The organism is Rhizobium sp. FG96, assembly GCF_057808655.1.
In genome coordinates this window covers 57441-81992 of record NZ_JBMDIL010000013.1, presented here as the reverse complement: position 1 = coordinate 81992, position 24552 = coordinate 57441, and the positions used below count along the sequence as shown (strand labels likewise).

At 63.2% G+C, this 24552-nt stretch carries 18 protein-coding genes; 7 read left to right on the top strand and 11 right to left on the bottom strand.

Features of this window, described 5'->3' with window-relative positions:
* The first annotated feature begins 59 nt into the window (after positions 1-59).
* Both ACODR6_RS23740 and ACODR6_RS23735 read left to right on the top strand, forming a co-directional pair.
* A complete protein-coding gene (locus tag ACODR6_RS23740; protein WP_489024763.1) occupies positions 60-1373 on the top strand; it encodes a UDP-glucose dehydrogenase family protein in 1314 nt (437 codons plus the stop codon).
* Position 1374: 1 nt separating this feature from the next.
* Entirely contained in the window at positions 1375-2397 is a 1023-nt protein-coding gene (locus ACODR6_RS23735) for an NAD-dependent epimerase (RefSeq protein WP_489024761.1), read from the top strand.
* On the opposite strand, the gene ACODR6_RS23730 is transcribed toward ACODR6_RS23735, so the two are convergent.
* The 6 genes from ACODR6_RS23730 to ACODR6_RS23705 form a co-directional block, all read right to left on the bottom strand.
* Positions 2394-4181: a putative bifunctional diguanylate cyclase/phosphodiesterase gene (locus tag ACODR6_RS23730; RefSeq protein ID WP_203428167.1), complete on the bottom strand. Its 1788-nt coding sequence runs from the start codon at positions 4179-4181 to the stop codon at positions 2394-2396. The genes ACODR6_RS23735 and ACODR6_RS23730 overlap by 4 nt on opposite strands.
* A 186-nt stretch (positions 4182-4367) precedes the next feature.
* The gene (locus ACODR6_RS23725) at positions 4368-5261 is read right to left on the bottom strand and encodes an NAD(P)-dependent oxidoreductase (RefSeq protein ID WP_203428166.1); all 894 of its coding nucleotides are present in this window, start codon (positions 5259-5261) and stop codon (positions 4368-4370) included.
* Positions 5258-6244: a D-erythronate dehydrogenase gene (denD, locus tag ACODR6_RS23720; RefSeq protein ID WP_489024759.1), complete on the bottom strand. Its 987-nt coding sequence runs from the start codon at positions 6242-6244 to the stop codon at positions 5258-5260. Before denD ends, ACODR6_RS23725 begins: the two co-directional genes overlap by 4 nt.
* 142 nt (positions 6245-6386) lie before the next feature.
* Positions 6387-9584 (bottom strand): efflux RND transporter permease subunit, encoded by a 3198-nt coding sequence (locus ACODR6_RS23715; RefSeq protein WP_489024758.1) that lies wholly within the window; start codon positions 9582-9584, stop codon positions 6387-6389.
* Positions 9585-9833: 249 nt separating this feature from the next.
* Positions 9834-11021 carry an efflux RND transporter periplasmic adaptor subunit gene (locus tag ACODR6_RS23710; RefSeq protein ID WP_130284022.1) on the bottom strand — a complete coding sequence of 396 codons (1188 nt, stop codon included), beginning with the start codon at positions 11019-11021 and terminating at the stop codon, positions 9834-9836.
* 48 nt (positions 11022-11069) lie between these two features.
* The gene (locus ACODR6_RS23705; protein ID WP_489024756.1) at positions 11070-11882 is read right to left on the bottom strand and encodes an alpha/beta hydrolase fold domain-containing protein; all 813 of its coding nucleotides are present in this window, start codon (positions 11880-11882) and stop codon (positions 11070-11072) included.
* Between the two features lie 165 nt (positions 11883-12047).
* Between ACODR6_RS23705 and ACODR6_RS23700 the strand changes: the two genes are divergently transcribed.
* Positions 12048-12959: a LysR family transcriptional regulator gene (locus ACODR6_RS23700; protein WP_112720037.1), complete on the top strand. Its 912-nt coding sequence runs from the start codon at positions 12048-12050 to the stop codon at positions 12957-12959.
* A 234-nt stretch (positions 12960-13193) separates the two neighbouring features.
* Here ACODR6_RS23700 and ACODR6_RS23695 read toward each other — a convergent pair whose 3' ends face one another.
* Positions 13194-14096 (bottom strand): SDR family oxidoreductase, encoded by a 903-nt coding sequence (locus ACODR6_RS23695; RefSeq protein WP_489024753.1) that lies wholly within the window; start codon positions 14094-14096, stop codon positions 13194-13196.
* Positions 14097-14170: 74 nt separating this feature from the next.
* Entirely contained in the window at positions 14171-14911 is a 741-nt protein-coding gene (locus tag ACODR6_RS23690; RefSeq protein WP_489024751.1) for an SDR family oxidoreductase, read from the bottom strand.
* 118 nt (positions 14912-15029) lie between these two features.
* Between ACODR6_RS23690 and ACODR6_RS23685 the strand changes: the two genes are divergently transcribed.
* Both ACODR6_RS23685 and ACODR6_RS23680 read left to right on the top strand, forming a co-directional pair.
* Entirely contained in the window at positions 15030-15947 is a 918-nt protein-coding gene (locus ACODR6_RS23685; RefSeq protein ID WP_489024749.1) for a LysR family transcriptional regulator, read from the top strand.
* Entirely contained in the window at positions 15944-16531 is a 588-nt protein-coding gene (locus ACODR6_RS23680) for a DNA-3-methyladenine glycosylase (RefSeq protein ID WP_489024747.1), read from the top strand. The genes ACODR6_RS23685 and ACODR6_RS23680 overlap by 4 nt, the downstream gene beginning before the upstream one ends.
* Here ACODR6_RS23680 and ACODR6_RS23675 read toward each other — a convergent pair whose 3' ends face one another.
* The 3 genes from ACODR6_RS23675 to ACODR6_RS23665 are packed head-to-tail and all read right to left on the bottom strand — an operon-like array spanning position 16532 to position 19763.
* Complete coding sequence (locus ACODR6_RS23675; protein WP_489024745.1) at positions 16532-18076, bottom strand: DHA2 family efflux MFS transporter permease subunit; 1545 nt, start codon at positions 18074-18076, stop codon at positions 16532-16534.
* A 12-nt stretch (positions 18077-18088) separates the two neighbouring features.
* Positions 18089-19306, bottom strand: a complete 1218-nt coding sequence (locus ACODR6_RS23670) for an HlyD family secretion protein (RefSeq protein WP_489024743.1) — start codon at positions 19304-19306, stop codon at positions 18089-18091.
* On the bottom strand, positions 19299-19763 hold the full coding sequence (locus tag ACODR6_RS23665) for a MarR family winged helix-turn-helix transcriptional regulator (RefSeq protein ID WP_112720030.1): 465 nt from the start codon (positions 19761-19763) through the stop codon (positions 19299-19301). Before ACODR6_RS23665 ends, ACODR6_RS23670 begins: the two co-directional genes overlap by 8 nt.
* Before the next feature lie 417 nt (positions 19764-20180).
* Between ACODR6_RS23665 and ACODR6_RS23660 the strand changes: the two genes are divergently transcribed.
* Together ACODR6_RS23660 and ACODR6_RS23655 are read left to right on the top strand one after the other, a co-directional pair.
* Positions 20181-21362 carry an efflux RND transporter periplasmic adaptor subunit gene (locus ACODR6_RS23660; protein ID WP_489024741.1) on the top strand — a complete coding sequence of 394 codons (1182 nt, stop codon included), beginning with the start codon at positions 20181-20183 and terminating at the stop codon, positions 21360-21362.
* Positions 21359-24547: an efflux RND transporter permease subunit gene (locus ACODR6_RS23655; protein WP_489024739.1), complete on the top strand. Its 3189-nt coding sequence runs from the start codon at positions 21359-21361 to the stop codon at positions 24545-24547. Before ACODR6_RS23660 ends, ACODR6_RS23655 begins: the two co-directional genes overlap by 4 nt.
* The last annotated feature ends 5 nt before the right edge of the window (positions 24548-24552 follow it).

Genomic DNA, 24552 nt, shown 5'->3' with positions numbered 1-24552 from the left:
ACACGGTCGCGTTCTGCCATTGGCGGGACGCGACCGTGTTCAGGATGAAAGTTACCCCCATGCGTATTGTTATGATCGGTTCTGGTTACGTCGGCCTCGTGTCCGGCGCCTGCCTTGCGGATTTCGGCCACCACATCACCTGCGTGGACAAGTCCGAAGCCAAGATCGATGCCCTGGAGCGCGGCGAAGTGCCGATCTTCGAGCCGGGCCTCGATGCGATCATTGAGCATAACCGGGCGGCCGGCCGCCTCGACTTCTCGAAGGATCTGGCAGCCCCGGTTGCCGCCGCAGATGTCGTCTTCATCGCTGTCGGCACGCCGTCGCGCCGCGGCGACGGCCATGCGGACCTGAGCTACGTCTATGCCGCAGCCCGCGAGATCGCCGCTGCCGTCACCGGCTTCACCGTCGTCGTCACCAAATCCACCGTCCCCGTCGGCACCGGCGACGAGATCGAGCGCATCTTCCGCGAAGAATTCCCGGGCAAGAATATCGCCGTCGTCTCGAACCCCGAGTTCCTGCGCGAAGGTGCTGCGATCACCGACTTCAAGCGCCCCGACCGCATCGTCATCGGCACCGAGGACGCCCGCGCCACCGACGTCATGCGCGAAGTCTACCGTCCGCTCTATCTCAACGAGGCACCGCTCTATTTCTGCGAACGCCGCACCTCCGAGCTGATCAAATATGCCGCCAATGCCTTCCTGGCGATGAAGATCACCTTCATCAACGAGATCGCCGACCTTTGCGAGCAGATCGGCGCCGACGTGCAGAAGGTTGCCAAGGGCATCGGCATGGACAAGCGCATCGGCGACAAGTTCCTGCATGCCGGCCCCGGCTACGGCGGCTCCTGCTTCCCGAAGGATACGCTCGCCCTCGTCAAGACGGCGCAAGACTTCGACAGCCCGATGCGGCTGATCGAAACGACGGTCGCCATCAACGACAACCGCAAGCGCGCCATGGGCCGCAAGGTCATCGCCGCCTGCGACGGCAGCGTGCGCGGCAAGAAGATCGCCGTCCTCGGCCTGACCTTCAAGCCGAACACCGACGACATGCGCGATGCGCCCTCGATCACCATCATCCAGGCGCTTCTCGATGGCGGGGCAGAAGTGCATGCCTATGACCCGGAAGGTATGGAAGACGCCAAGGGCATGCTCGGCCCGGTCACCTACGGCAAGGATCCCTATGAGATCGCCGAGGATGCCGACGCGATCGTCATCGTCACCGAATGGGACGAGTTCCGCGCCCTCGACTTCAAGCGCCTGAAGACCACGGTCAAGACGCCCACCATCGTCGACCTGCGCAACATCTATCCGGCCGCCGAAGTCAGCCGTCACGGCTTCAGCTATTTCGCCGTCGGCAAGAAGAGCGCGAAGTAGGATGCATTATTTCGTAACGGGCACCGCAGGCTTCATCGGCTTCCATCTGGCGCGGCGCCTGTTGCAGGATGGGCATCAGGTCACCGGCTTCGACGGCCTGACACCCTATTACAACGTCAAGCTCAAGCATATGCGCCATGCGGCACTGGCGCAGTTCCCGTCGTTCACCCCGGCAATTGCCATGCTGGAAGACCGGGAAGCGCTTGAGGCGGCTATGGATGCCGCCAAACCCGACGTCTTGATCCACCTCGCTGCCCAGGCCGGCGTCCGCTACAGCCTCGAAAACCCGCGCTCTTACCTGAGCTCGAATGTCGACGGCTCCTGGAACATCCTGGAACTCGCAGGCAAGTATAAGGTCAAGCACCTGATGCTCGCCTCGACCTCCTCGATCTACGGCGCCAACCCCGACGTGCCGTTCCGCGAAACCGACCGCGCCGATGAGCCGCTGACCATCTATGCCGCGACCAAGAAGTCGATGGAGCTGATGGCGCACAGCTATTCGCACCTCTACAAGCTGCCGGTCACCGCCTTCCGCTTCTTCACCGTCTACGGCCCCTGGGGCCGCCCGGACATGGCGCTCTTCAAGTTCGTCAAGAACATGCTCGAAGACCAGCCGATCGAGATCTACGGCGAAGGCAAGATGAGCCGCGATTTCACCTATATCGACGATCTCGTGGAATCGATCGTCCGCCTTTCGGCGGTCATCCCTGCCGAAGACAACCGCGTCGGCGACACCGGGGTCGAGACCCTGTCGCACCAGGCACCGTTCCGCGTCGTCAATATCGGCGGCGGCCAGCCCGTCAGCCTGATGGATTTCGTCCAGACCGTCGAGCACGCTCTCGGCCAGTCCGCCAAACGCACCATGCTGCCGATGCAGAAGGGCGACGTTCCGCGCACTTTCGCAGCCCCCGACCTGCTCGTGGCGCTGACCGGCTACAAGCCGGAGACGACGCTGGACAAGGGCGTGAAGGCTTTCGTCGAGTGGTATCTCGAAGCCCGCGCCGACATGGAAATCCCGGCCTAGCGGCCGCTGGCGCCAGGCGTGGCATGATTGCGGGCGCGCGGCGAGATCAGCCGCGCGATATCCGCCGCCGGCGCCGGATAGCCGAGCGCATAGCCCTGCAGCGTATCGCAGCCGATCGCCGTCAGCACCTCGGCATGCCCCTCCGTCTCGACGCCTTCGGCAATGACTTCGACATTGAGCGCCTTGGCGATCTCGATGATCGAGCTGACGACGCGGTGCTGCTCCTCGGATTCGACGATATTGTTGACCAGCTGGCGGTCGATCTTCAGCCGCTTCGGGCGCAGGCGCGCAAGGCCGATCAGCGAGGCATGGCCGGAGCCGAAGTCGTCGATCTCGATATCGATGCCCATCGTCTTGATCCGGTCGATATTGGCGAGCAGCCGGTCGTCGGAATCGTCGAGGAAGATCGTTTCCACCAGTTCGAACGACAGCGCGCCCTGCGGGATGTTCAGCGCTTCGAGATTGGCAAGCAGCGCCGGATCGAAGAGCCGCGGACCGGAAATATTGACAGCAACCCGCGGCACCGTCGCACCCTGGTTCTGCCAGTCGAGGCGGTCTTCCAGCACCTTGCCGAGGATCGCAGCATCGATCTGCGCCGCCAGCCCCGCCTCGTCGGCGACCTTCAGGAAGACGGCGGGCGACAGCACGCCTTTCTCCGGATGCGCCCAGCGCGCCAGGGCTTCGAGGCCAGCGATCTCGCGCGTCTTGGCGTCGAGCTGGATCTGGTAATAGGGAATGATCTCGCCGCGCTCCAGCCCGAGCTTCAGCTCCTCGGCAAGCCGCCGCTTGCTCTGCAGATCCTCCTGGAGCTGGCGGCTGAAGAACTCGATGCGGTTGCGGCCGAGCCGCTTTGCATGGAAAAGCGCCAGATCGGATTCCGTCAGCAGGTTGCGCGAGCTGCGACCGTTGTTCCAGGCAATGCCGATCGAGGTGCCGGATTGCAGAAGCTCCTGACCGAAGCGGATCTTCTTGCTGAGGCGGCGCTGCAGATCGGCAGCGATCCGCTCCAGCTCTTCCCTGCCCGCAAAATTCCAGAGGATGATGACGAACTCGTCACCGCCGACGCGAGCGACCATGCCGTTTGCCGGAATGCCCGCGGTGATGCGTAGCGCGGAGGTGCGCAGCACCGTGTCGCCGGCGGAATGGCCGTGGCTGTCGTTGATCTGCTTGAACTGGTCGAGATCGAGATGAAGGACGGCGAGCGACGAGACCGACTTGTCGCCATGCAGTTCGCCAAGCCGCTTGTCGGCAAGACGGCGGTTCGGCAGTCCCGTCAGGTAATCGTGCTCGGCGGCATATTCGATCCGCGCATTGCTTTCTTCGAGCGCCCGGGCGCGCGCCTCGGCGACCATGCGCTGGCGCTGCAGCTCGGCATTGAGCTCGACATCGGCGGTGACATCCCATTCGGCACCGATGAAGGACGGCGCGCCCTCTTCGCTCAGGAAGAAATGCGCGCGCGAACGCAGGTGGCGGATTTCGCCGTTCGGCCAGATGATACGGAATTCGGAATTATAGGCGCCGCGGCGCGCGATCGCGTCGTCGAACTCGGCGAAGGCGCGCTCCTTGTCGTCAGGGTGAATGGAGTCTTCCCAGATGGAGGTCGGCACCGCCCGGGTGTCCTGGCCCGTCTGGTAGATGCGATGCATCTGCGCGTCCCAGAGAATTTCGCTCTTGCGGACATCATGCTCCCACACGCCGATCTGCGACGCATCAAGCGCGAGCTCGAGGCGCCTCAACAGATCCTGAAATTCGCGTTCCGACCGGGTCGGTTTGTTATGGGGCAATGCAGTTCAACCTAACAGCGGCATTCGCCGTTCATACTACCTTCTCAAAGCCCGATTAACGAAGCCTTTTACGTATTATCGAACTAGTTACTAGGTGAACTGTTCCTTACGCCTGTCACAAAAGCGCTCATGGGTTGTGCCGCCGCTATATTTAGGCGGGGGCACGAAATGCCTCAAAACGGGCGTTCAGGCCTTCCCGGTGCCTGCCGCGTGCTTCTCCTCGAAATGCTTCAGGAGGCCGCTGTGGTCGACATCGCCGCCGCCATTGCCGACGAATTCCGCAAATTCCGCCCGCACCGCCTCCGTCAGAGGCAGGGTCAGCGACAGGCTCTCGGCGACGGCCAGGATATTGTTGAGATCCTTCAGCTGCAGCTTCGACGGTCCGCCATTGCCGTAGTTCCGCTCCACCATGCGCTGCCCATGAAGATCGAGAATGCGGCTCTCTGCAAAACCGCCGCGGATGGCGTTGCGGAAGGCTTCGCGCGAACCGCCACCGGCTTCCACCAGCATCATCGCCTCGGCAACGGCTCCAATGGTGACGGCGACGATCTGCTGATTGCCGAGCTTCGCCAGCTGGCCGGTTCCGCTGGGCCCCACATGGGTGACGCGGCCGAGCGGCGCGAAGACATCGGCAAGCTCGGCAACGACGGCGCCGTCACCGCCCGCCATGATCGCGAGCGTTCCGGCCGCCGCACCGACGACACCGCCGGAAACCGGCGCGTCGAGATGGCGGATGCCGCGCTCGGCGAGCCGTGCCGCATGATCGCGCGCCGCCTTCGGCGCGATCGAGCTGCAGTCGATAACCGTCGCACCCCGCGCCAGCACATCGGCAACGCCCTGCCGGAAGAGCACGTCCTCGACGGCATTACCGTCTGTGAGCATGGTGAAGACGACATCCGCGCCTTCAGCCGCCTCCCGGGCGCTGCCGGCCACGCGCGCGCCGTCTGCGGCAAGCGGTGCGGCCTTGCTGCCATCGCGGTTCCAGGCGGCCAGCTCAAAGCCTGCGCCGAGCAGCCGCCGCGCCATCGGTGCACCCATCAGGCCGGTGCCGATAAAGGCGATCTTGCGCGTCGTGGTCATGGAATGCGTCCTCCGAGCTCGTCGTCGATATGAATGCGGATGATCTCGTCGAAGGACGTGTCGGCGACAAAGCCGAGAGCGCGCGAACGCTTCGCCTCGAAGGCCTCCGGCCAGCCGGAGACGATGCGCATGATCAGCTCGTCCGGTTCGCGGCGGATGAGCTTCACCGCCTTGTCGCCCGCCACACGACGCAGCGCCTCGATCTGCTCTCCGACCGTGGCGCTGACGCCGGGCATGGTGAGGCTGCGCGCAGCCCCGAGCGGTGCAAGATCGATCCGCGCCGCCTGCAGCAGGAAGCCAACGGCCGAGCGCGGCGAGGCATGCCAGTGCCGCACCGTATCGGGCACGGGCAGCACCGCCTCCTGCCCCGCCAGCGGCTCACGCAGGATGCCGGAGAAGAAGCCGGAGGCCGCCTTGTTGGGCTTGCCCGGACGAATGCAGATCGTCGGCAGGCGGATGCCGATGCCGTCGAGGAAACCGCGGCGGCTGTAATCCGACAGCAGCAACTCGCTCATCGCCTTCTGCGCGCCATAGCTCGTCAGCGGCGTCTGGTGGAAATCATCGGGGATGACCTTCGGGAAGGGCGAACCGAAAACCGCCAGCGACGAGGTGAAGACGACGCGCGGCTTGTAGCCATCCTCGGCATTGGCAAGCCGGACCGCTTCGAAGAGTTCGCGGGTGCCGTCGAGATTGATGCGGTAGCCCTTCTCGAAATCGAGTTCCGCCTCGCCCGAGACGATCGCCGCCAGGTGGAAGATCACATCGGGACGCCCCGCGACGATCCTCGCCGCCTCGCCGGGCGTGGAAATATCGGCAGCCCAGGCTTTGACCTCACCGGCAAACCCTGACGGCCGCTCCGGCTCGATGACATCGACCAGCGACAGAGCCGCGATTTCGCGGCCATCCAGCCCCTTGTCCTTGACGAGACGGGCCGTCAGCTTGCGGCCGACCATGCCGGCCGCACCAATAATGGCAATACGCATTGCAATCCTCCGCTTCTCGTAGCGTCGGCCTCTCTCCACCGACGTACGTTCATCAAAGACATAACCCCCTGACGGGGTGATGCAAATGAAAAAGGCGGGACCAAATGTCCCGCCTTCCTCTGTCTCGTTCATTGGCTGCCGCTTACTCGGCTGCGACCTTCATATGGTCTTCTTCGTCCACCGGATGATTGTCGTTGTGCTGGATGAGCGGACGATTGCCCGCCAGCCTGCGCAGCAGCACATAGAAGACCGGCGTCATGAAGATGCCGAAGAAGGTAACGCCGATCATGCCGGAGAACACCGCGACACCCATGGCGGCGCGCATTTCGGCACCGGCACCCGTCGATGTCACGAGCGGCACGACACCCATGATGAAGGCCATGGAGGTCATCAGGATCGGGCGAAGACGCAGGCGGCTTGCCTCGATCGCAGCCTGAACCGGCGTGCGTCCCTCGAACTCCAGCTCGCGGGCGAATTCCACGATCAGGATCGCGTTCTTCGCCGAGAGACCGACAAGGACGACAAGGCCGATCTGCGTGAAGATGTTGTTGTCTCCACCGGTGAGCCAGACACCCGTCAAGGCGGCAAGCACACCCATCGGCACGATCATGATGATCGCCAGCGGCAGCGTCAGGCTTTCATACTGCGCAGCCAGCACCAGGAACACCAGCAGCAGGGCAAGCGGGAACACGATGATGCTCGAGTTGCCGGCGAGGATCTGCTGGTAGGTCAGATCCGTCCATTCGAAGTCGATGCCCGACGGCAGCGTCTCCTTCAGGATCTTCTCGATCGCAGCCTGCGCCTGGCCGGACGAGAAGCCCGGTGCCGGACCGCCGTTGATATCGGCAGCGAGGAAGCCGTTATAACGGTTCGTGCGCTCCGGACCGGTCGTGGCATCGACTTTCAGCAGGGCCGAAAGCGGGATCATCTGGCCCGATGCCGAACGGACCTTCAGCTGACCGATATCTTCCGGCTGGGCACGGAACTTGGCATCGGCCTGCACACGGACGCTGTAGGTGCGGCCGAAGGCGTTGAAGTCGTTGACATAAAGCGAGCCGAGATAGATCTGCAGCGTCTGGAAGACGTCGGTGACGGAAACCCCGAGCTGCTCGGCCTTGGCGCGGTCGAGATCGGCATAGAGCTGCGGCACGTTGATCTGGAAGCTCGAGAAGATGCCTGCGAGTTCCGGCGTCTGGTAGGCCTTGGCGAGCACGGCCTTGGTCGCCTCGTCGAGAGCCTGGTTGCCGAGACCGGCGCGGTCCTCGATCTGCAGCTTGAAGCCACCCGTGGTGCCGAGACCGTTGACCGGCGGCGGCGGGAACATGGCGATGAAGGCATCCTGGATGGAACCGAACTTCTGGTTCAGCGCCATGGCGATGGCTCCGCCGGACAGATCAGGCGTCTTGCGCTCCTCGAAATCCTTCAGCGTCACGAAGACGATGCCGGCGTTGGACGAGTTGGTGAAACCGTTGATCGACAGGCCCGGGAAGGCGATCGCATTGGCGACACCCGGCTGCTTCAGCGCGATGTCGGTCATCCGCTTGATGACGTCCTCGGTGCGGTCGAGGCTGGCGGCATCCGGCAGCTGTGCAAAGCCGATCAGATACTGCTTGTCCTGCGACGGCACGAAGCCGCCGGGCACTGCGGTGAACAGGCTGTAGGTTGCCCCGACGAGCGCCAGATAGATGACCATGACGATGCTCTTGCGCGACAGGAGACCGCCGACGCCCTTGCCATAGGCATTCGAGCCCGAGCCGAAGGCACGGTTGAAGCCGCGGAAGAACCAGCCGAAGATGGTATCCATGAACCGCGTCAGCCAGTCCTTCTTCGCACCGTGGCCCTTCAGGAGAAGTGCGGCGAGTGCCGGAGACAGCGTCAGCGAGTTGAAGGCCGAGATGACGGTCGAGATGGCGATCGTCAGCGCGAACTGGCGGTAGAACTGACCGGACAGACCCGAGATGAAGGCGAGCGGCACGAAAACCGCGACCAGCACCAGGGCGATCGCGATGATCGGACCGGACACTTCCTTCATCGCCTTGTAGGTGGCGGCCCGCGGGCTGAGACCCGCCTCGATGTTTCGCTCGACGTTTTCGACGACGACGATCGCATCGTCGACGACGATACCGATCGCCAGCACCAGCCCGAAGAGACTGAGCGCGTTGATCGAAAAGCCGAAGGCATACATCACCGCGAACGTACCGATGATCGACACGGGGACGGCGATCAGCGGAATGATCGAGGCACGCCACGTCTGCAGGAAGATGATGACGACGAGCACGACGAGCGCGATGGCTTCGAGCAGCGTGTCGATGACCTTCTCGATCGATGCGCGAACGAACTTCGTCGTATCGTAGACGATCTCGTACTTGACGCCTGTCGGCATCGCCTTCTGCAGTTCCTGCATCGTCGCATTGACGTTGTCGGCGATCTGGATGGCGTTGGAACCAGGAGCCTGGAGCACGGCAACGGCAACGGCCGGCTCGCCGTCGAGCAGCGAACGCAGCGTATAGTCGGCCGCGCCGAGTTCGATGCGGGCAACGTCGCGAAGGCGGGTGATCTCGCCGTTGGCGCCCGTCTTGACGATGATGTTGCCGAATTCCTCGGGCGTGCGCAGACGGCCCTGGGCATTAACGTTCAGCTGAAGATCGACGCCCTGCGGGCTGGGCGACGCACCGATGATACCGGCGGCCGCCTGAACGTTCTGGGAGCTGATCGCGCTGCTGATGTCGCTGGCAGCGAGATTGTGCTCGGCAGCCTTCTGCGGATCGATCCAGACGCGCATCGAATAGTCGCCGGCACCGAACACCTGCACCTGTCCAACGCCCTCGATGCGGGCGAGGCGGTCCTTGATGTTCAGGGTCGCATAGTTGCGCAGATAGGTGATGTCGTGATCACCGCCGGTCGAGACGATATTGACGACCATGATGAAGTTCGGCGAGCTCTTGACGGTCGTCAGACCAAGCGCGCGAACTTCGGCCGGCAGGCGCGGCTCGGCCTGCGACACGCGGTTCTGAACCAGCTGCTGGGCCTTGTCGGGATCGGTGCCGAGCTTGAAGGTGACGGTGACGTTGAGAACGCCGTCCGATGTCGCCTGGCTCGCCATGTAAAGCATGCCTTCGACGCCGTTGATCTGTTCCTCAAGCGGTGTCGCCACAGTTTCGGCGATGACCGAGGGGTTGGCGCCGGGATAGGTGGCGCGCACGACGATCGACGGCGGCACGACCTCGGGATATTCCGAGATCGGCAGCGAACGCAGGCCGATCAAACCTGCGACGACGATCAGAACCGACAGCACGCCAGCAAAGACCGGCCGGTCGATAAAGAATCTGGAGATGTTCATATCAAAGCCCTCTCCGGGGTGAACATGGATGCAACGTCCCGCTCCGGCAGCCTGGGAGGCCGCCGGTGGGGTAGGAATAGTGTGGGATTCCCCTTCTCCCCCGCGGGGAGAAGGTGGCCCGCAGGGCCGGATGAGGGGGCCGCTTGCCGCAGCTTCGACTTCGCTTGCGCTCAGCCGTTCGCGCCTTCGACGCTCACCCCCTCATCTGTCCTGTCGGACATCTTCTCCCCGCTGGGGAGAAGGCAGTTCTCAGTTGGTCGCGACCTTCTCTTCCATCTGCGGCGCGACAACGGCGCCCGGACGGATGCGCTGCAGGCCGTTGACGACGATCTTTTCGCCAGCCTTCAGGCCGTCTTCGACGACGCGCTGGCCGTCATAGATCGCGCCGAGCTTGACCTGGCGGTAGCCGACCTTGTTCTCGCCATCGACGACGAAGACGAACTTCTTGTCCTGGTCGGTGCCGACGGCGCGGTCACTGATGACGATCTTGTTCTCGGCCTTCGGCTGGCCCATGCGGACCCGCACGAACTGGCCCGGGATCAGCTTGCCGCCCGGATTGTCGAAGACGGCGCGAACGGCGATCGTGCCGCTCGCAGCATCGACGACGTTGTCGACCAGCTGCAGCTTGCCCTTGATCGGCGTGCCCTCATCGGCAAGCGTGCCGACTTCGACCGGGATCTGCTCGACGGCAGGCAGGGCGCTATCGGTTGCCGGAAGCTCCGAGAGAGCCTTGGTGACCATCTCTTCGCTGGCGTTGAAGCTCGCGTAGATCGGATCGACCGAAACCAGCGTCGTCAGCTCGGGCGATGCCGAACCGGCGGCGACGAGGTTGCCGGCGGTGACTTCGATCTTGCCGATGCGGCCGGAAACCGGAGCCCGCACCTGCGTATAGTCGAGGTCGAGCTGGGCGGACTGCAGGGCTGCCTGAGCCGAACGGAGACCCGCCTGCGCTTCGGCCAGCGTGCTCTGACGCTGATCGAGATCGCTCTGCGAGATCGTGCGGTTGTCGGAAAGCTTGCGGCCGCGATCGAGCTCGGTCTGCGCCAGGCTGACCTTGGCATCGGCGGAGGCCACCTGGCCCTGTGCCTGCGCCACGGCCGCCTGGTACGGTGCCGGATCGATGGTGAACAGCAGGTCGCCGGTCTTCACCAGCGCGCCTTCCCGGAAATGCACGGACTGGATCGCACCCGCAACGCGGGGACGGACCTGAACGCGGTCGACTGCTTCGAGGCGGCCCGAGAAATTTTCCCAGGCGGTCACGTCACGGTTCTGGACCAGGGCAACGGTGACCGGCACAGCGGGAGCCTGTGCGGGTTCCGAAGCGGCGGTCGCGACCGTGCTCATCGGCAGTTCGAAAAAGATGGCAGCGGCTGAAACAGACGCAGCAAGGCCTAGGCCGGCGCCCACGAGGGCCCAGCGCTTCTTTCTGGACGTCATCGGTATCTCTCCTTGCGGCCTCAACGGCCGCTCATTCACAACAAGACTTCAATGCAATTGGGGTTGGAGGCTTAACTCGCGGATGAAGCTTCCGAACTCGCGGCTGATGGTCGCCTGCCAGTCGGACACTCCGTCCGTTTTCCCGCCGTAGAGTGACGGCCAGCCCTTCCCGGCGGGGAAAACGTGCTGGCGAACCGAAACTTCCGCCTTCTTGAGACGCGCGGCATAGCCGAGCGTCTCGTCGCGAAGCGGGTCGTCTTCTGCTGTCATGATCAGCGCAGGCGCGACACCCGAAATCCGCGAGCACAGGCACGGCGCCGCATAGGGATGGCAGCCGCCGCCGCTGAGATAATGGCTCCAGCCCTCGGTCCAGCGCTGGCGCATGCCGATGCCATCGGCCTTGCGGATCGAGGACGTTCCCATGAAGGGATCGAGCAGCGGAGAAATCAGGATCTGGCCGTTCAGCGCATTGGCGTAGTGGTCACGGGCCTTGAGCGCGACACCGGCGGCGATATTGCCGCCCGCTTCCTCGCCCGCCACCAGCAGCAGCGAATTGCGGTCACCAAGACCGGACGCCCGCTTGTTGGCCATGTAGGAGAACAGCGAATAGCCGACTTCGAGCGGCTTCGGGAAAACACCGCCGAGCGGCGCGTTGTAATCGGCAACGACGACGATCGCACCGGCATTGGCAATGCTTTCGGCAACCGGATTGTCGAGAACGCCCGTGCTCTGGAAAGCGCCGCCGTGGAAATACAGCACGATGGGCGAACCCTTGCCGTATTCAGCACCCTGATAGACGCGCGTAGAGATGGGGCCGATGGCCACCTTCTCGAACACCATGTCTTTCACCTGCACCGTCATCGGACTTGTATTCCTGTTAGCTGCATAACACATGACGAAACGCCACGGCTTGCCAAACTTGTAAAAAACATATTGTTATTCAGGCCACGGAATAAGAACCGCCATTCTGATTACACTGTTCCGTATTTCGAATAATATCGCAGTGCAAACTGTGGAGATCCCATCATGGACCAGCTCTCGGCAATGCGCGCCTTCATCCGCGTAGTGGAGACGGGTAACTTTACACGGGCAGCCGACACCCTGTCGATGCCTAAAGCCACCGTGACCAATTTGATCCAGGGCCTCGAGGCCCATCTGCGCACCAAGCTGCTCAACCGTACGACGAGACGCGTCATGGTCACGACCGATGGCGCGCTCTATTACGAGCGTGCCTCGCAGATCGTCTCGGAACTGGAAGAACTGGACGGCAGCCTTTCGAACTCGCAGAGCCTGCCGACCGGCCGCTTACGTGTTGAAATGGCAGGGGCTTTTGCCGATTCCATCGTCGTCCCGGCGCTCTGCGACTTCTATCAGAAATATCCCGATATCCGCATCGATCTCGGCGTCGGCGACCGCACCGTCGACTACCTCGCCGAGAATGTCGACTGCGCGCTGCGCGCCGGCACGCCGGCCGATCAGTCATTGATCGCCAGACGTGTATCCGAGCTCGAAATCATCACCTGCGCAGCACCGCTTTACATCCAGAAATTCGGCGAGCCGGAACGGCCGCAGGACCTCGAAAACGACCATTACACGATCAACTATTTCCGCGCCCAGACGGGCCGCGCCCTGCCCTTCGAATTCGACCGCGACGACGAACATCTGGAGATCACGCCGCGCTATATGCTGGCCGTCAACGACGGGAGAACCTTCATAAGCGCGCTGACGACGGGACTGGGAATCGGGCAGACGCTGCGTTTCATGGCCCGCGACGCGATCAAGAAAGGTGAGCTGATCGAGGTTTTGCCGCAATGGTCGCGCGAGCCGATCCCGCTTTACATCGTCTATCCGCCGAACCGTCACTTGAGCAACAAGGTGCGTGTCTTCGTCGACTGGATGGTGAAGCTGCTGGCCGATGCGCGGCTGAACGATCCCTGAAAATGAAAACGGCCCGGAAGGGAGGGAAACCTTCGACGGGCCGTTTTTCATCGACTTTGAATTTCGGGGCCAGCCGCGTCACCAGGGGAAATGACCCGGCAGGCCTTGGAGGTGGGCTTCGGAACGGAGACTGCCCGTCGCCCCTTGCCCAATAGATATAAGCCCTAATGCGAACTTTGTAAGGCGTTTGATTCGCATAGCAGTGTTCGCAAAAATGCAACAATCAAGCCCGGATCAGCCGATGACGGCGGGTTTCAGCAGATCCTCGAGCCCGACGCGATAGAAGAGTTCGGCCCTGACGCGGTCGGCAACGCCGTTGACGATCTCCGCCCCATCCTGCGACGGATCGATATGGACGCGGAACGGGCGCTTGCCGAACGGCTTGTCCACCACATCGACGATCGCAAGGGCCACCTCTTCCGGATCGGCATCGGCAGGCTCGAGCGCGGCCAGCCCCTGCAGCGCCATGTCGGATATGCCCTTGTAAGGACCTTCCAGATATTCGGCGGCACGCTCCGTATCAGCCGGCGAGCCGGAATGGGCGAAGTGATTGGTGCCCTTGGTAAAGGCGCCGGGCACGATGATCGAGGTGTCGATGCCCCAGCGGGTCAATTCGCTAGCATAGGAAACGGCAAGCGAATCCATCGCGGCCTTGGCGGCGAAATAAGGTGCGAGGAACGGCGGCGTGCCGCCACGGGTGCTCGATGAGGACACCCAGACAATCAGACCCCTGCCCTGTTTGCGCAGCTGCGGCAGGGCGGCGCGGTTGAGCCGCTGGGTCGAGAGAACGTTGATGTCGAAAAGCTCGGCATATTGCTCGGGCGTGAACGCCTCGGCCGGGCCGAAGGACATGTGGCCGGCATTGTGGACGATGACGTCGAGCCGCCCGTTCTCGGCAACGATGGTCTCGACGGCCTGCGCGATCGAGGCGTCGTCGGTGACATCCAGTTCGACGCTGCGCAGATCGGCATTGTTCTCCTTGGCGAAGGCAGCCACATCGGCAACGGCCTTGGCATTGCGGGTGGTGGTGGCGCGGATACCGGCATAGACGGTGTGTCCGGCCCTGGCGAGCGCCCGGGCGCTCATGGCACCGAAGCCGCTGGATGCACCGGTGACGACGATAACTTGCTTGCTCATTGTCCTGCTCCTTGTTCAATCGGTTGGGGGATAGTCGCGAGAGTGGGAGGCGGGGCTGCCGCCTCCTGGATTGTTCAGATCAGGCCGCCATTGGCGCGCAACACCTGGCCGTTGATCCAGGCTCCATCGGGACCGGCGAGGAACGACACGGCAGCTGCGATATCCTCAGGCGTGCCGAGACGCTCCAGCGGGTTCGCCTTCGCCATGCGGGCGACGAGCTCTTCGGACTTGCCGTTCAGGAAGAGATCGGTGGCGGTCGGTCCGGGGGCGACGGCATTGACCGTGATGCCGCGGCCGCGCATTTCCTTGGCCATGATGCCGGTCATGGTTTCGACCGCAGCCTTGGTGCCGGCATAGACGGCATAGCTTTCGAGCTTAAGGCCGACGACGCTGGTCGAGAAATTGACGATCCGGCCGCCGTCACGCAGGCGCTTGGCGGCTTCCCGCAGCGTGTTGAACGTGCCCTTCAGGTTGACGGCGATCTGCCGGTCGAAATTCTCGTCGCTGGCCTCGGCGAGCGGTGACAGCATCATGATGCCGGCATTGTTGACGAGGACGTCGACGCCGCCGAAGGCAGCTTCCGCCGCATCGAACATCCGGCGCACGGCCTCGGCATCGCTGACATCGGCCTTTGCCGTCAGCGCCTTGCCACCCGCAGCCTCGATCTTGCCGGCCAGCTCCTCGGCAAGCGCCGCATTGCCGGAATAGTTGATGACGACGGTAAAGCCGTCCTTGGCGAGGCGCTCGGCGATTGCCGCGCCGATGCCGCGCGATGCGCCCGTAACGAGAGCGACCTTGTTGTCCTGACTAGCCATCTTCAGTCTCCTTCATGGATCCGCGCCGCAGCGCCGTTTCGATGAGGGGAAGATGCGCCTATCTTTCTTTCGGATAATCAGGCATTATTCGGTATCACTATCCGGATAAAGCGAACAAATGGACAGGTTCGATGCCATGCGGGTCTATTCCCGCGTCGTGGAGCGGCGAAGCTTCACCGCCGCCGCCGAGGATACCGGCCTGCCGCGCTCGACAGTGACCGATGCGGTGAAACAGCTCGAAGCACGGCTCGGCGTACAGCTGCTGCAGCGCACGACCCGTCATGTCAGCCCGACGCTCGATGGCGAGGCCTATTACCAGCGCTGCCTGTCGATCCTGGCCGATATCGAAGATGCCGAAGGCGCCTTTGCCGGCGCCAAGCCGAAGGGCATGCTGCGCGTCGATGTTCACGGCACGCTTGCCCGCCATTTCGTGCTGCCGAGCCTGCCGTCTTTCCTGGAGACCTATCCCGATATCGAATTCTACATGAGCGAGGGCGACCGGCTGGTGGACCTGGTGCGCGAAGGCATCGACTGCGTGCTGCGCGTCGGCATTCCGCAGGATAGCGACATGGTGGCGAGGCGCGTCGCCATGCTCGAGGAGATCACGCTGGCCTCGCCCGCCTATCTGGAGCGTCACGGCATGCCCGAGCATCCAGACAGGCTGGACGGCCACCGCATGGTTGGCTTCCGGTCCTCGGCTACGGGCACGCTGATGCCGCTCGAATTCACCGTCGACGGCAGGGTGCGCGAGATCACCATTCCGGCGACCATCTCGGTCAACGCCGCCGAAAGCCTGCACGCCGCTGCCCGCTGTGGCCTCGGCATCATCCAGGTGCCGCGCTATCACATCGAGCGCTACCTCGCGAGTGGCGAACTCGTGCAGATCCTCAAGGATTATCCCTTGACGGAAACGCCGGTCTCGCTTCTCTACCCCCGCAACCGCCAGCTTTCGCCGCGTGTGCGCGTCTTCATCGACTGGCTGGTGAAGATCTTCGCGCAGCACCGGCGCGATACGGGCAACGAGGGCGTCAGTTGAATAAAGAGGGATCGATCGGCACGGCTGCGCTTGCAGGCGATACGCTGCGCGGCTTCTTCGAGCGCGACGCGATTGCCGTGGCGAGAGATCTGCTCGGCTGCCTGCTGCTGGTCAATGGCGCCGGCGGCAAGATTACCGAGACGGAAGCCTACTTCCCCGACGACGAGGCCTCGCACAGTTTCCGCGGTCCGACCAAGCGCAATGGCGCCATGTATGGGCCGCCCGGCAATGTCTATATCTACCGCATCTACGGCATGTACTGGTGCCTGAACTTCGTCTGCACGCCAGGTTCGGCGGTGCTGATCCGGGCGCTCGAACCGGAAGCCGGCATCGGCGAGATGGCTGAGCGCCGCGCCACCGACCAGCTGACCGCGCTCTGCAGCGGCCCAGGCAAGCTCTGCCAGGCCCTCGATATCGGCATCGCCATCAACGACCGGCCGCTCGACCGCGAGCCCTACGCACTCTTTCCCTCCGCCCCTGTCCCCATCGTCTCCGGCAAGCGGATCGGTATAACGAAAAATGCCGAAGCACCGTGGCGCTTCGGCATTCAGGGGTCGCGTTATCTCAGCAAGCCTTTCAGGTAATTATTCCATCACCGCGGCATGATCCATCGGCGGCTGGGCGGCCTTCGGCTTGCGCAGCAGGAAGACCAGCGGCATGACGGCGAGCGACATCAGCATCAGGAGCTTGAAGTCGTCCATATAGGCGATGATCGTCGACTGCAGCGTGATGACGTCGTTGAGCGCCGCACGTCCGGCCGCCGTCAGCGGGCTCAGCCCCTGTGCCGCCGTCGCATCGAAAGCGCGGTTGAACGGCGTGACATAGGCGGCGATCGACTCGTGATTGCTCTGCGTATTCTCGACGATCAGCGCCGAGACCACGGAGATACCGACCGACGAGCCGATGTTGCGCGACAGGTTATAGAGACCCGTGCCATCGCCGCGCATCTGCGCCGGCAGCGTCGAGAAGGCCATCGTCGTCAGCGGCACGAACAGGAAGCCGAGGCCGGCGCCCTGGATGAAGCCGACGGAAACGATCGTCCACTGCGAGACATCAGGCGTCCAGCCGGTCATGTCGTACATCGCCCAGGCCGTCAGCCCGAGACCGAGCGCCAGCAGCCAGCGCGAGTCCACCTTGCCGATCAGCCGTCCGACGATGAACATGCAGAGCATGGTGCCGAGACCGCGCGGACCCATGACGATACCGGCCGTGATGACCGGATAGCCCATCAGCGTCTGCAGGTAAGGTGTCATCAGCGCCAGCGAGGCGAGATAGGTGATGCCGATCACGAAGATGAAGATCATGCTGACGGTGAAGTTCTGGTCGAGGAAAAGCCTCGGATTGACGAAGGATTTCTCCGACGTCAGCGTATGCACGACCAGCAGATAGAAGGCTGCGGCACAGACGATCGCCTCGATCATGATCTCGCCTGACGAGAACCAGTCGAGCTGCTCGCCGCGGTCGAGGAACAGCTGCAGTGCGGCGATGAACAGGCTCATCATCCCGAAGCCGAACCAGTCGAGCTTCGCCAGCGCGTCCCTCTTCGTCTCGGTCACGAAGATGACGATACCGGCAAACGCCATCGCGCCGATCGGCACGTTGATATAGAAGACCCAGCGCCAGCTGATATTGTCGGTCAGCCAGCCGCCGATGACGGGGCCAAGAACCGGGCCGACCATGACCGAGACGCCGAACAGCGCCATCGCCGAGCCGCGTTCTTCAGCCGTGTAGATATCCAGCAGGATGCCCTGCGACAGCGGCACCAGCGAGGCGCCGAACAGGCCCTGCAGCAGGCGGAAGGCGACGATCTGGTTCAGCGACTGCGCCAGGCCGCAGAGGACCGATGCAGCGACGAAGCCGACGATCGCCGTCAGCAGCACGTTCTTGCGGCCGAATTTGGCGGCAAGAAAGCCCGATGGCGGCGTCATGATCGCGGCAGCGACGATATAGGAGGTCAGAACCCAGTTGATCTGGTCGGCGGAGGCCGAGACGCTGCCCTGGATATAGGGCAGCGCAACGTTGGCGATCGTCGTATCCAGAGCCTGCATGATGACGGCGAGGATGACGCAGGCCGTGATCGCGCCGCGGTTGGCGACAGGGGCCGCCGGGCTTGCGGGAGCGTTGCTCATGGAAGTTGTCCGTTACTGGTGGCTGGTCTTCCGGCCAAGCAGGTTGTTGACGAAATCAGGCAGGCCGCGAGCATGGCCGGTATCGACATCGACGACCGTGCTCATGCCGACGCGAAGCGGCGGCTTGCCCTGCTGATCCTCGATGCTGACGCGCATCGGGATACGCTGGACGACCTTCACCCAGTTGCCCGTGGTGTTCTGTGCCGGCAGCAGCGAGAAGCTGGAACCCGAAGCCGGGCTGATGCTCTCGACCTTGCCCTTCCAGGCAACGCCCGGATAGGTGTCGACATAGACGGTGGCTTCCTGGCCGGGCTTCACATAGGTCAGCTCGGTTTCCTTCGGGCTCGCGGCAATCCAGAGATTGTTGGTCGAAACCAGCGAGAAGGCCTGCTGCGAAGCCTGCAGGTAGGAGCCGACCTGCAGCGCGTTGACATTGGTGACGACGCCGTCGAACGGAGCCTTGACGACGCTGTGGTCAAGCTCGCGCTGGGCATTGTCGACATTCGACTTGGCCTGCAGGTAGAGCGGATTTTCCTCGACCGGCTGGTCGGCATTGCCGCCGAGCTGTGCGAGCGTCGTGGACGCCTCGGCCTTGGCGACCGAAACCTTCTGCTGCGCGACTTCGAGATTGTGCTTGGCTTCGTCATAGGCCGACTGTGTGGCGCTGCCGTTGTTGACGAGGTTCTGCTGGCGGTCGAACTGGTCCTGGTAATAGGGCAGATCGGCTTCGGCCTGGGTGATCTCGGCCAGCGACTGCTGGTAGCTCGCCTTCAGATTGGCAATCTGGTTGCGCTGAACGCCGAGCTGCGCCTTGGCGCCGTCGAGAGCGATCTTGAAGGTGTCGGACTGCAGGTTGAACAGCACCTGCCCGGCCTTCACCGTCTCGTTCTCATGAACGTTGATCTTGTCGACGATACCCGAGACGTCGGTGGTGATGCCCACCATGTCCGCCTGGATATACGCATTGTCGGTCGACATGACCTGGCCGCCGTTCACATAGTAATAGCCGCCGACGACAAGGGCGACCGGCAGCAATGCGAACAGGATCGGGCGCGTGAGGCTGCGCCGGCGGCGAACCGTGGTGCCGCTAGGCGCAGCGACAGCGGTAGCGGGCGCTGAATTGGATGAAGGCGCTTCTGCTACCGTTTCTTGCGTCTTTGCAGTTTCGATATCTTCGGCAGGCTTTGCGTTGGCATCAGCGACAACGCGGAGGGAGGATTTATCAGCCATGGCTTTGCTCTTTATCGGCGACCGGTGTCCGGCACGCCTGTACTAGGTTCGTCTTCATTTCGGACAGGATGTTGAAAAGGGCTTCGCGCTGTTCCGGCGTTACGCCTTGCAGTGCCTCGGCCCGGGTCAGATCGCCCAGCTCGCGCATTTCGGCGAGGATGGGATGGGCAGCTTCACGCATATAAAGAAGCCAGATGCGCCGGTCCGTCGGATGTTGACGGCGCTCGATAAGGCCGCGGTCTGCAAGCTTGTCGAGAATGCGCACCAGCGTGATGGGCTCGATTTCGAGAATCTCGGCGAGTCCACCCTGATGAATGCCCTCGTTATTCGACAGATAGGCCAGCGTTTGCCACTGCGAGCGCGTCAGGCCCAGGCATTTCGCCCGCTGCTCGAACCGCTTGCGCAGCAGCCGGGCAACGTCGTGAAGAAGGAAGCCGAGGGTCGGGTTGGAGTTCATAAACTGTGCCAGCTATTAATAAGTGTGCTTATAATGTCTGTAGATATATTGAGCATGTGCAGCGCACAAGATCAGCCGGCTCAGATTCTGCAGATGCGGCTAAAATGCCGCAGCGGAGCGTTAAGCGAAGATTGATTTTCGTGCCGCATCCGCCCCCGCTGAGAGCTCTGCAACCGGGCACGAAAGAACGGTCGAGATGCAACCCATTGTCGTTTGCAATTTCCGGCAAGTGCCGCTTATAGTGCCGTTTCAGTTGGTTAGCCCGGGACGAACCGGGCGGCTCGATTATTGGCCTGGCGCACTCGGCGCATTGAATGGAAGTGCAGACGCGCCCGCCGCGTTTGAAGCAGTGGACATGAGACGCATCATTTCAGCATGAGATTGGCGGCATAACGGCCGCCCATACGGGGGATCGCTATGCCTTACTCTCTTCGTGCCGCCATTGCATTCGGCTTCGTCACGGCGCTCTTGCCGCTGACCGCTGGGGCCCAGGAAGCCGCAGCCCCGCCTCCCCCGCCCGTCACGGTCGCCAAGCCCGTTGTCCGCGACGTCGTCGACAATGACGAGTTCATCGGCCGTTTCGAGGCCGTGGATGAGGTTGCGATCCGCTCGCGCGTCGGCGGCTATCTGCAGGAAGTGCATTTCAGCGATGGCGCGATCGTCAAGCAGGGCGACCTGCTCTTCGTCATCGACCAGCGCCCGTTCCTGACCGCCGTCAACGAGGCGAATGCCGCTCTCGAAGTGGCAAAATCGACGCTTTCCTATGCCGAAACGCAATTCAAGCGCGCGGAATCGCTCGCCAATAGCGGCAGCCAGTCGGTCTCGACACTTGATGACCGCCGCCGCGACTGGGTTTCCGCCCAGGCAAACGTCCGCGGCGCCCAGGCGACTGCCGACCGCGCCGCACTCGACCTCGAATATACCAAGATCACCGCGCCGATCGGCGGCCGCATCGACCGTCGCCTGATCTCGGCCGGCAATCTCGTGCAGGCCGACCAGTCGATACTGACGACCATCGTCTCGCTCGATCCGATCGATTTCTATTTCGACGTCGACGAACGGCGCCTCCTGAACTTCGCCGAGACCGCCCGCTCCCGCGGCAGCGACCTGCAGGAAGGCGGTGGCGGCGTTCCGGTTCAGGTCCGCATCAGCGACTCCAGCCAGAAGCCTTTCGCCGGCAAGCTGAACTTCGCCGAAAACCGCGTCGACAACGCTTCCGGCACGATGCGCATCCGCGCCCGCTTCGAAAATCCGAACCTGATCCTGCAGCCGGGCCTGTTCGGCCGCGTGCAGATCGAGGCCTCCAATACCTATAAGGCGATCCTCGTTCCCGACGAGGCGATCGGCTCCGACCAGAACCAGCGCGTCGTCTATGTTGTCGGCGCCGATGGCACCGTTTCGACCAAGCCCGTTCGGCCCGGGCCGCGGCTCTATGGCTATAGAGCGATCCGCGAAGGCATGGACGGCACCGAGACGATCGTCGTCAACGGCCTGATGCGCGCCCGCCCCGGCTCGAAGATCACGCCGCAGATAACCGAGCTGCCGCAGAGCCGCGACGACATCCCGCCGGAAGCCGCAGGCATGGAGATGGCGCAATGAGGTTCGCCCATTTCTTCGTCGACCGGCCGATCTTCGCATCGGTCCTCTCCATCGTGCTGCTGATCGTCGGGGGGCTCGCCTATTTCCAGCTCCCCGTCGCGCAATATCCCGAAATCGCCCCGCCGACGATCGTCGTGCGCACCGCCTATCCGGGCGCAGATTCCGAGACCATCGCCAATACTGTGGCGACGCCGATCGAGCAGGAAATCAACGGCGTCGAGGACATGCTCTACATGTCTTCCTATTCGACGGCCGACGGCTCGATGGCGCTGACCATCACCTTCAAGCTCGGCACCGATCTCGACAAGGCGCAGGTCCTCGTGCAGAACCGCGTGGCGATCGCCGAACCGCGCCTTCCCGAGGAAGTCCGCCGCATCGGCATCACCACGGCAAAGAGCTCGCCTGACCTGATGATGGTCGTGCATCTCCTGTCGCCGAACTCGCGCTACGACCAGCTCTACGTCTCCAACTACGCCCGCAGCCGCATCCGCGATACGCTGGTGCGCCTCGATGGCGTCGGCGACGTCATCATCTTCGGCGAACGTGAATATTCGCTGCGTATCTGGCTGGATCCGGAAAAGCTCTCGGCCTATGGCATGACCTCGAGCGACGTCGTCCAGGCGCTGCGCGACCAGAACGTCCAGGTCTCCGGCGGCTCGATCGGCGGCCCACCGACCTCCGGCACCAATGCCTTCCAATATACAGTCACGACCGAGGGGCGGTTCTCCGATGCCCGCCAGTTCCGCTATGTCATCGTCAAGGCGACGGAAAGCGGCCGCCTCGTGCAGCTGCAGGACATCGCCCGCATCGAGCTCGGCGCCAAGGACTACGTCACCAACAGCTACCTGAACGGCAAGCCGGCCGTCGCGCTCGGCATCTTCTCCCGCCCTGGCACCAATGCGCTGGCGGCGGCCGCCTCGATCAAGCAGGCAATGCAGACCGCCGAGCAGGACTTCCCGGACGGCCTCTCCTACGACATCGTCTACAATCCGACCGAGTTCATCTCGGAATCGATCAACGAGGTCTATAAGACCATCGCCGAGGCGGCGATCCTCGTCGCCCTCGTCGTGCTGGTCTTCCTGCAGTCCTGGCGCACCGCGATCATCCCGATCGTCGCCATTCCGGTCTCGCTGATCGGCACCTTCGCCTTCCTGCTCGCCTTCGGCTTCTCGCTCAACATGCTGACGCTGTTCGGCCTGGTGCTGGCGATCGGCATCGTCGTCGACGACGCGATCGTCGTCGTCGAGAATGTCGAGCGAAACCTCGCGAAAGGCATGAGCCCGCGCGAGGCAGCGCATGTGACGATGGACGAGGTCGGCACCGCCGTTCTCGCCATCTCGCTGGTGCTGATCGCCGTCTTCGTGCCGACGGCCTTCATTCCCGGCATTTCGGGCCAGTTCTACCGGCAGTTTGCCGTGACCATCTCGGTAGCAACGGCGATCTCCGCCCTGAACTCGCTGACCCTGTCGCCGGCGCTTGCCGCCATCGTGCTGAAGCCGCACGACGCCCATCACAGGCCGAAAAACCCGATCTCGCGCTTCGGCAACGCGCTCGCCAACGGCTTCAACCGCGGCTTCGACAAGATGAGCGCCGGCTATTCCTGGGTGGTCAGCCATCTGGTCCGCACCTGGGCGGCGATCGGCGTCGCCCTCCTCGTCTTCGCCGGATTGCTCGGTCTCACTTATTATATGGGCAACATCGTGCCGCGCGGCTTCGTACCGGTCATGGACCAGGGCTATGCGATCGTCGTCGTGCAGCTGCCGGATGGCGCCTCGCTTGCGCGTACCGATGCCGTCGTGCAGCGCGCCTCCGAGATCATCCGCAACACGCCTGGCGTCAAGAACGCCGTCGCCTTCTCCGGTTTCAGCGGCGCCACCTTCACCAACGCCTCGAATGCCGGCGTCGTCTTCGCCGCCTTCGACACCTTCGAGAACCGTCTGGAGCACCACCAGAATGCCGGCCAGATCATCGGCCAGCTCTATGGCAGCCTGCAGAGCATCCAGGAGGCCTTCATCATCGCCATCCCGCCGCCGCCGATTTCAGGCATCGGCAATGCCGGCGGCTTCAAGATGCAGCTGGTGGACCGTGAGGGTTCGGACATGCGCCGGGTGCTCGGTGCGGCCTACCAGATCATGGGCAAGGCCAACCAGACGCCGGGGCTTGCTGGCGTCTTCACCACCTTCTCGGCCTCCAGCCCGCAATATTTCCTGGAGATCGACCGCGACAAGGCGCGCGCCTTGAATGTGCCGATCCCCAATATCTTCGACACGCTGTCGATCAACCTCGGCACGTCCTACGTCAACGACTTCAACGCCTTCGGCCGCGTCTATCAGGTCCGCGCCCAGGCCGACCAGCAATACCGCGTCGAGCGTGACAATATTCTGGCGCTGAAGGTTCGCTCGGCGACCGGGGCGCTCGTGCCGCTCGGCACGCTGGTCGAGATCAAGGACACATCCGGTCCCTCGCTCGTCCAGCATTATAATATGTATGTCTCCGTGCCGCTGCAGGGCAACGCCGCCCCCGGCGTCTCCACCGGCAGCGCGCTCAACACCATGGAGGGTGTGGCAAAGAGCATCCTGCCGGCGGGCACGACCTTCGAATGGACCGAACTCGCCTACCAGGAAAAGAACACCGGCAACACGGCGATCTACATCTTCGCGCTCTCGGTGGTCTTCGTCTTCCTGGCGCTTTCGGCGCAATATGAAAGCTGGGTCCTGCCGCTGGCGATCATCCTGATCGTCCCGCTCGCCATCCTCGCGGCGCTGACAGGCGTGCATCTGCGCGGGATGGACAACAACATCCTGACGCAGATCGGCCTGATCGTGCTGATTGGCCTCGCGGCCAAGAACGCCATCCTGATCGTCGAATTCGCCAGACAGGCGGAAGAGGAAGGCAAGACGGCAATCGAAGCGGCGATCGAGGCCAGCCATCTGCGCCTGCGGCCGATCCTGATGACCGCCTTCGCCTTCATCTTCGGCGTCGTGCCGCTGATGATCGCAACCGGCCCAGGCGCCGAAATGCGCCAGTCGCTCGGCACCGCCGTCTTCTCGGGCATGCTGGGCGTGACGATCTTCGGCCTGTTCCTGACGCCGGTCTTCTACGTGCTGCTGCGCGCCCGCTACCGCAACAAGGCGGCGACGCGCGCAACCCCGCCCGAGCAGCAGGCTGAGGAGGCTGCGCAATAAATCAG

Bases quoted from the DNA above. Each gene is read 5' to 3' on its own strand.
- ACODR6_RS23740 (WP_489024763.1), top strand. From the start codon at position 60: ATGCGTATTGTTATGATCGGTTCTGGTTACGTCGGCCTCGTGTCCGGC.
- ACODR6_RS23735 (WP_489024761.1), top strand. From the start codon at position 1,375: ATGCATTATTTCGTAACGGGCACCGCAGGCTTCATCGGCTTCCATCTG.
- ACODR6_RS23725 (WP_203428166.1), bottom strand. From the start codon at position 5,261: ATGACCACGACGCGCAAGATCGCCTTTATCGGCACCGGCCTGATGGGT.
- denD (WP_489024759.1), bottom strand. From the start codon at position 6,244: ATGCGTATTGCCATTATTGGTGCGGCCGGCATGGTCGGCCGCAAGCTG.
- ACODR6_RS23715 (WP_489024758.1), bottom strand. From the start codon at position 9,584: ATGAACATCTCCAGATTCTTTATCGACCGGCCGGTCTTTGCTGGCGTG.
- ACODR6_RS23710 (WP_130284022.1), bottom strand. From the start codon at position 11,021: ATGACGTCCAGAAAGAAGCGCTGGGCCCTCGTGGGCGCCGGCCTAGGC.
- ACODR6_RS23705 (WP_489024756.1), bottom strand. From the start codon at position 11,882: ATGACGGTGCAGGTGAAAGACATGGTGTTCGAGAAGGTGGCCATCGGC.
- ACODR6_RS23700 (WP_112720037.1), top strand. From the start codon at position 12,048: ATGGACCAGCTCTCGGCAATGCGCGCCTTCATCCGCGTAGTGGAGACG.
- ACODR6_RS23695 (WP_489024753.1), bottom strand. From the start codon at position 14,096: ATGAGCAAGCAAGTTATCGTCGTCACCGGTGCATCCAGCGGCTTCGGT.
- ACODR6_RS23690 (WP_489024751.1), bottom strand. From the start codon at position 14,911: ATGGCTAGTCAGGACAACAAGGTCGCTCTCGTTACGGGCGCATCGCGC.
- ACODR6_RS23685 (WP_489024749.1), top strand. From the start codon at position 15,030: ATGGACAGGTTCGATGCCATGCGGGTCTATTCCCGCGTCGTGGAGCGG.
- ACODR6_RS23675 (WP_489024745.1), bottom strand. From the start codon at position 18,076: ATGAGCAACGCTCCCGCAAGCCCGGCGGCCCCTGTCGCCAACCGCGGC.
- ACODR6_RS23670 (WP_489024743.1), bottom strand. From the start codon at position 19,306: ATGGCTGATAAATCCTCCCTCCGCGTTGTCGCTGATGCCAACGCAAAG.
- ACODR6_RS23665 (WP_112720030.1), bottom strand. From the start codon at position 19,763: ATGAACTCCAACCCGACCCTCGGCTTCCTTCTTCACGACGTTGCCCGG.
- ACODR6_RS23660 (WP_489024741.1), top strand. From the start codon at position 20,181: ATGCCTTACTCTCTTCGTGCCGCCATTGCATTCGGCTTCGTCACGGCG.
- ACODR6_RS23655 (WP_489024739.1), top strand. From the start codon at position 21,359: ATGAGGTTCGCCCATTTCTTCGTCGACCGGCCGATCTTCGCATCGGTC.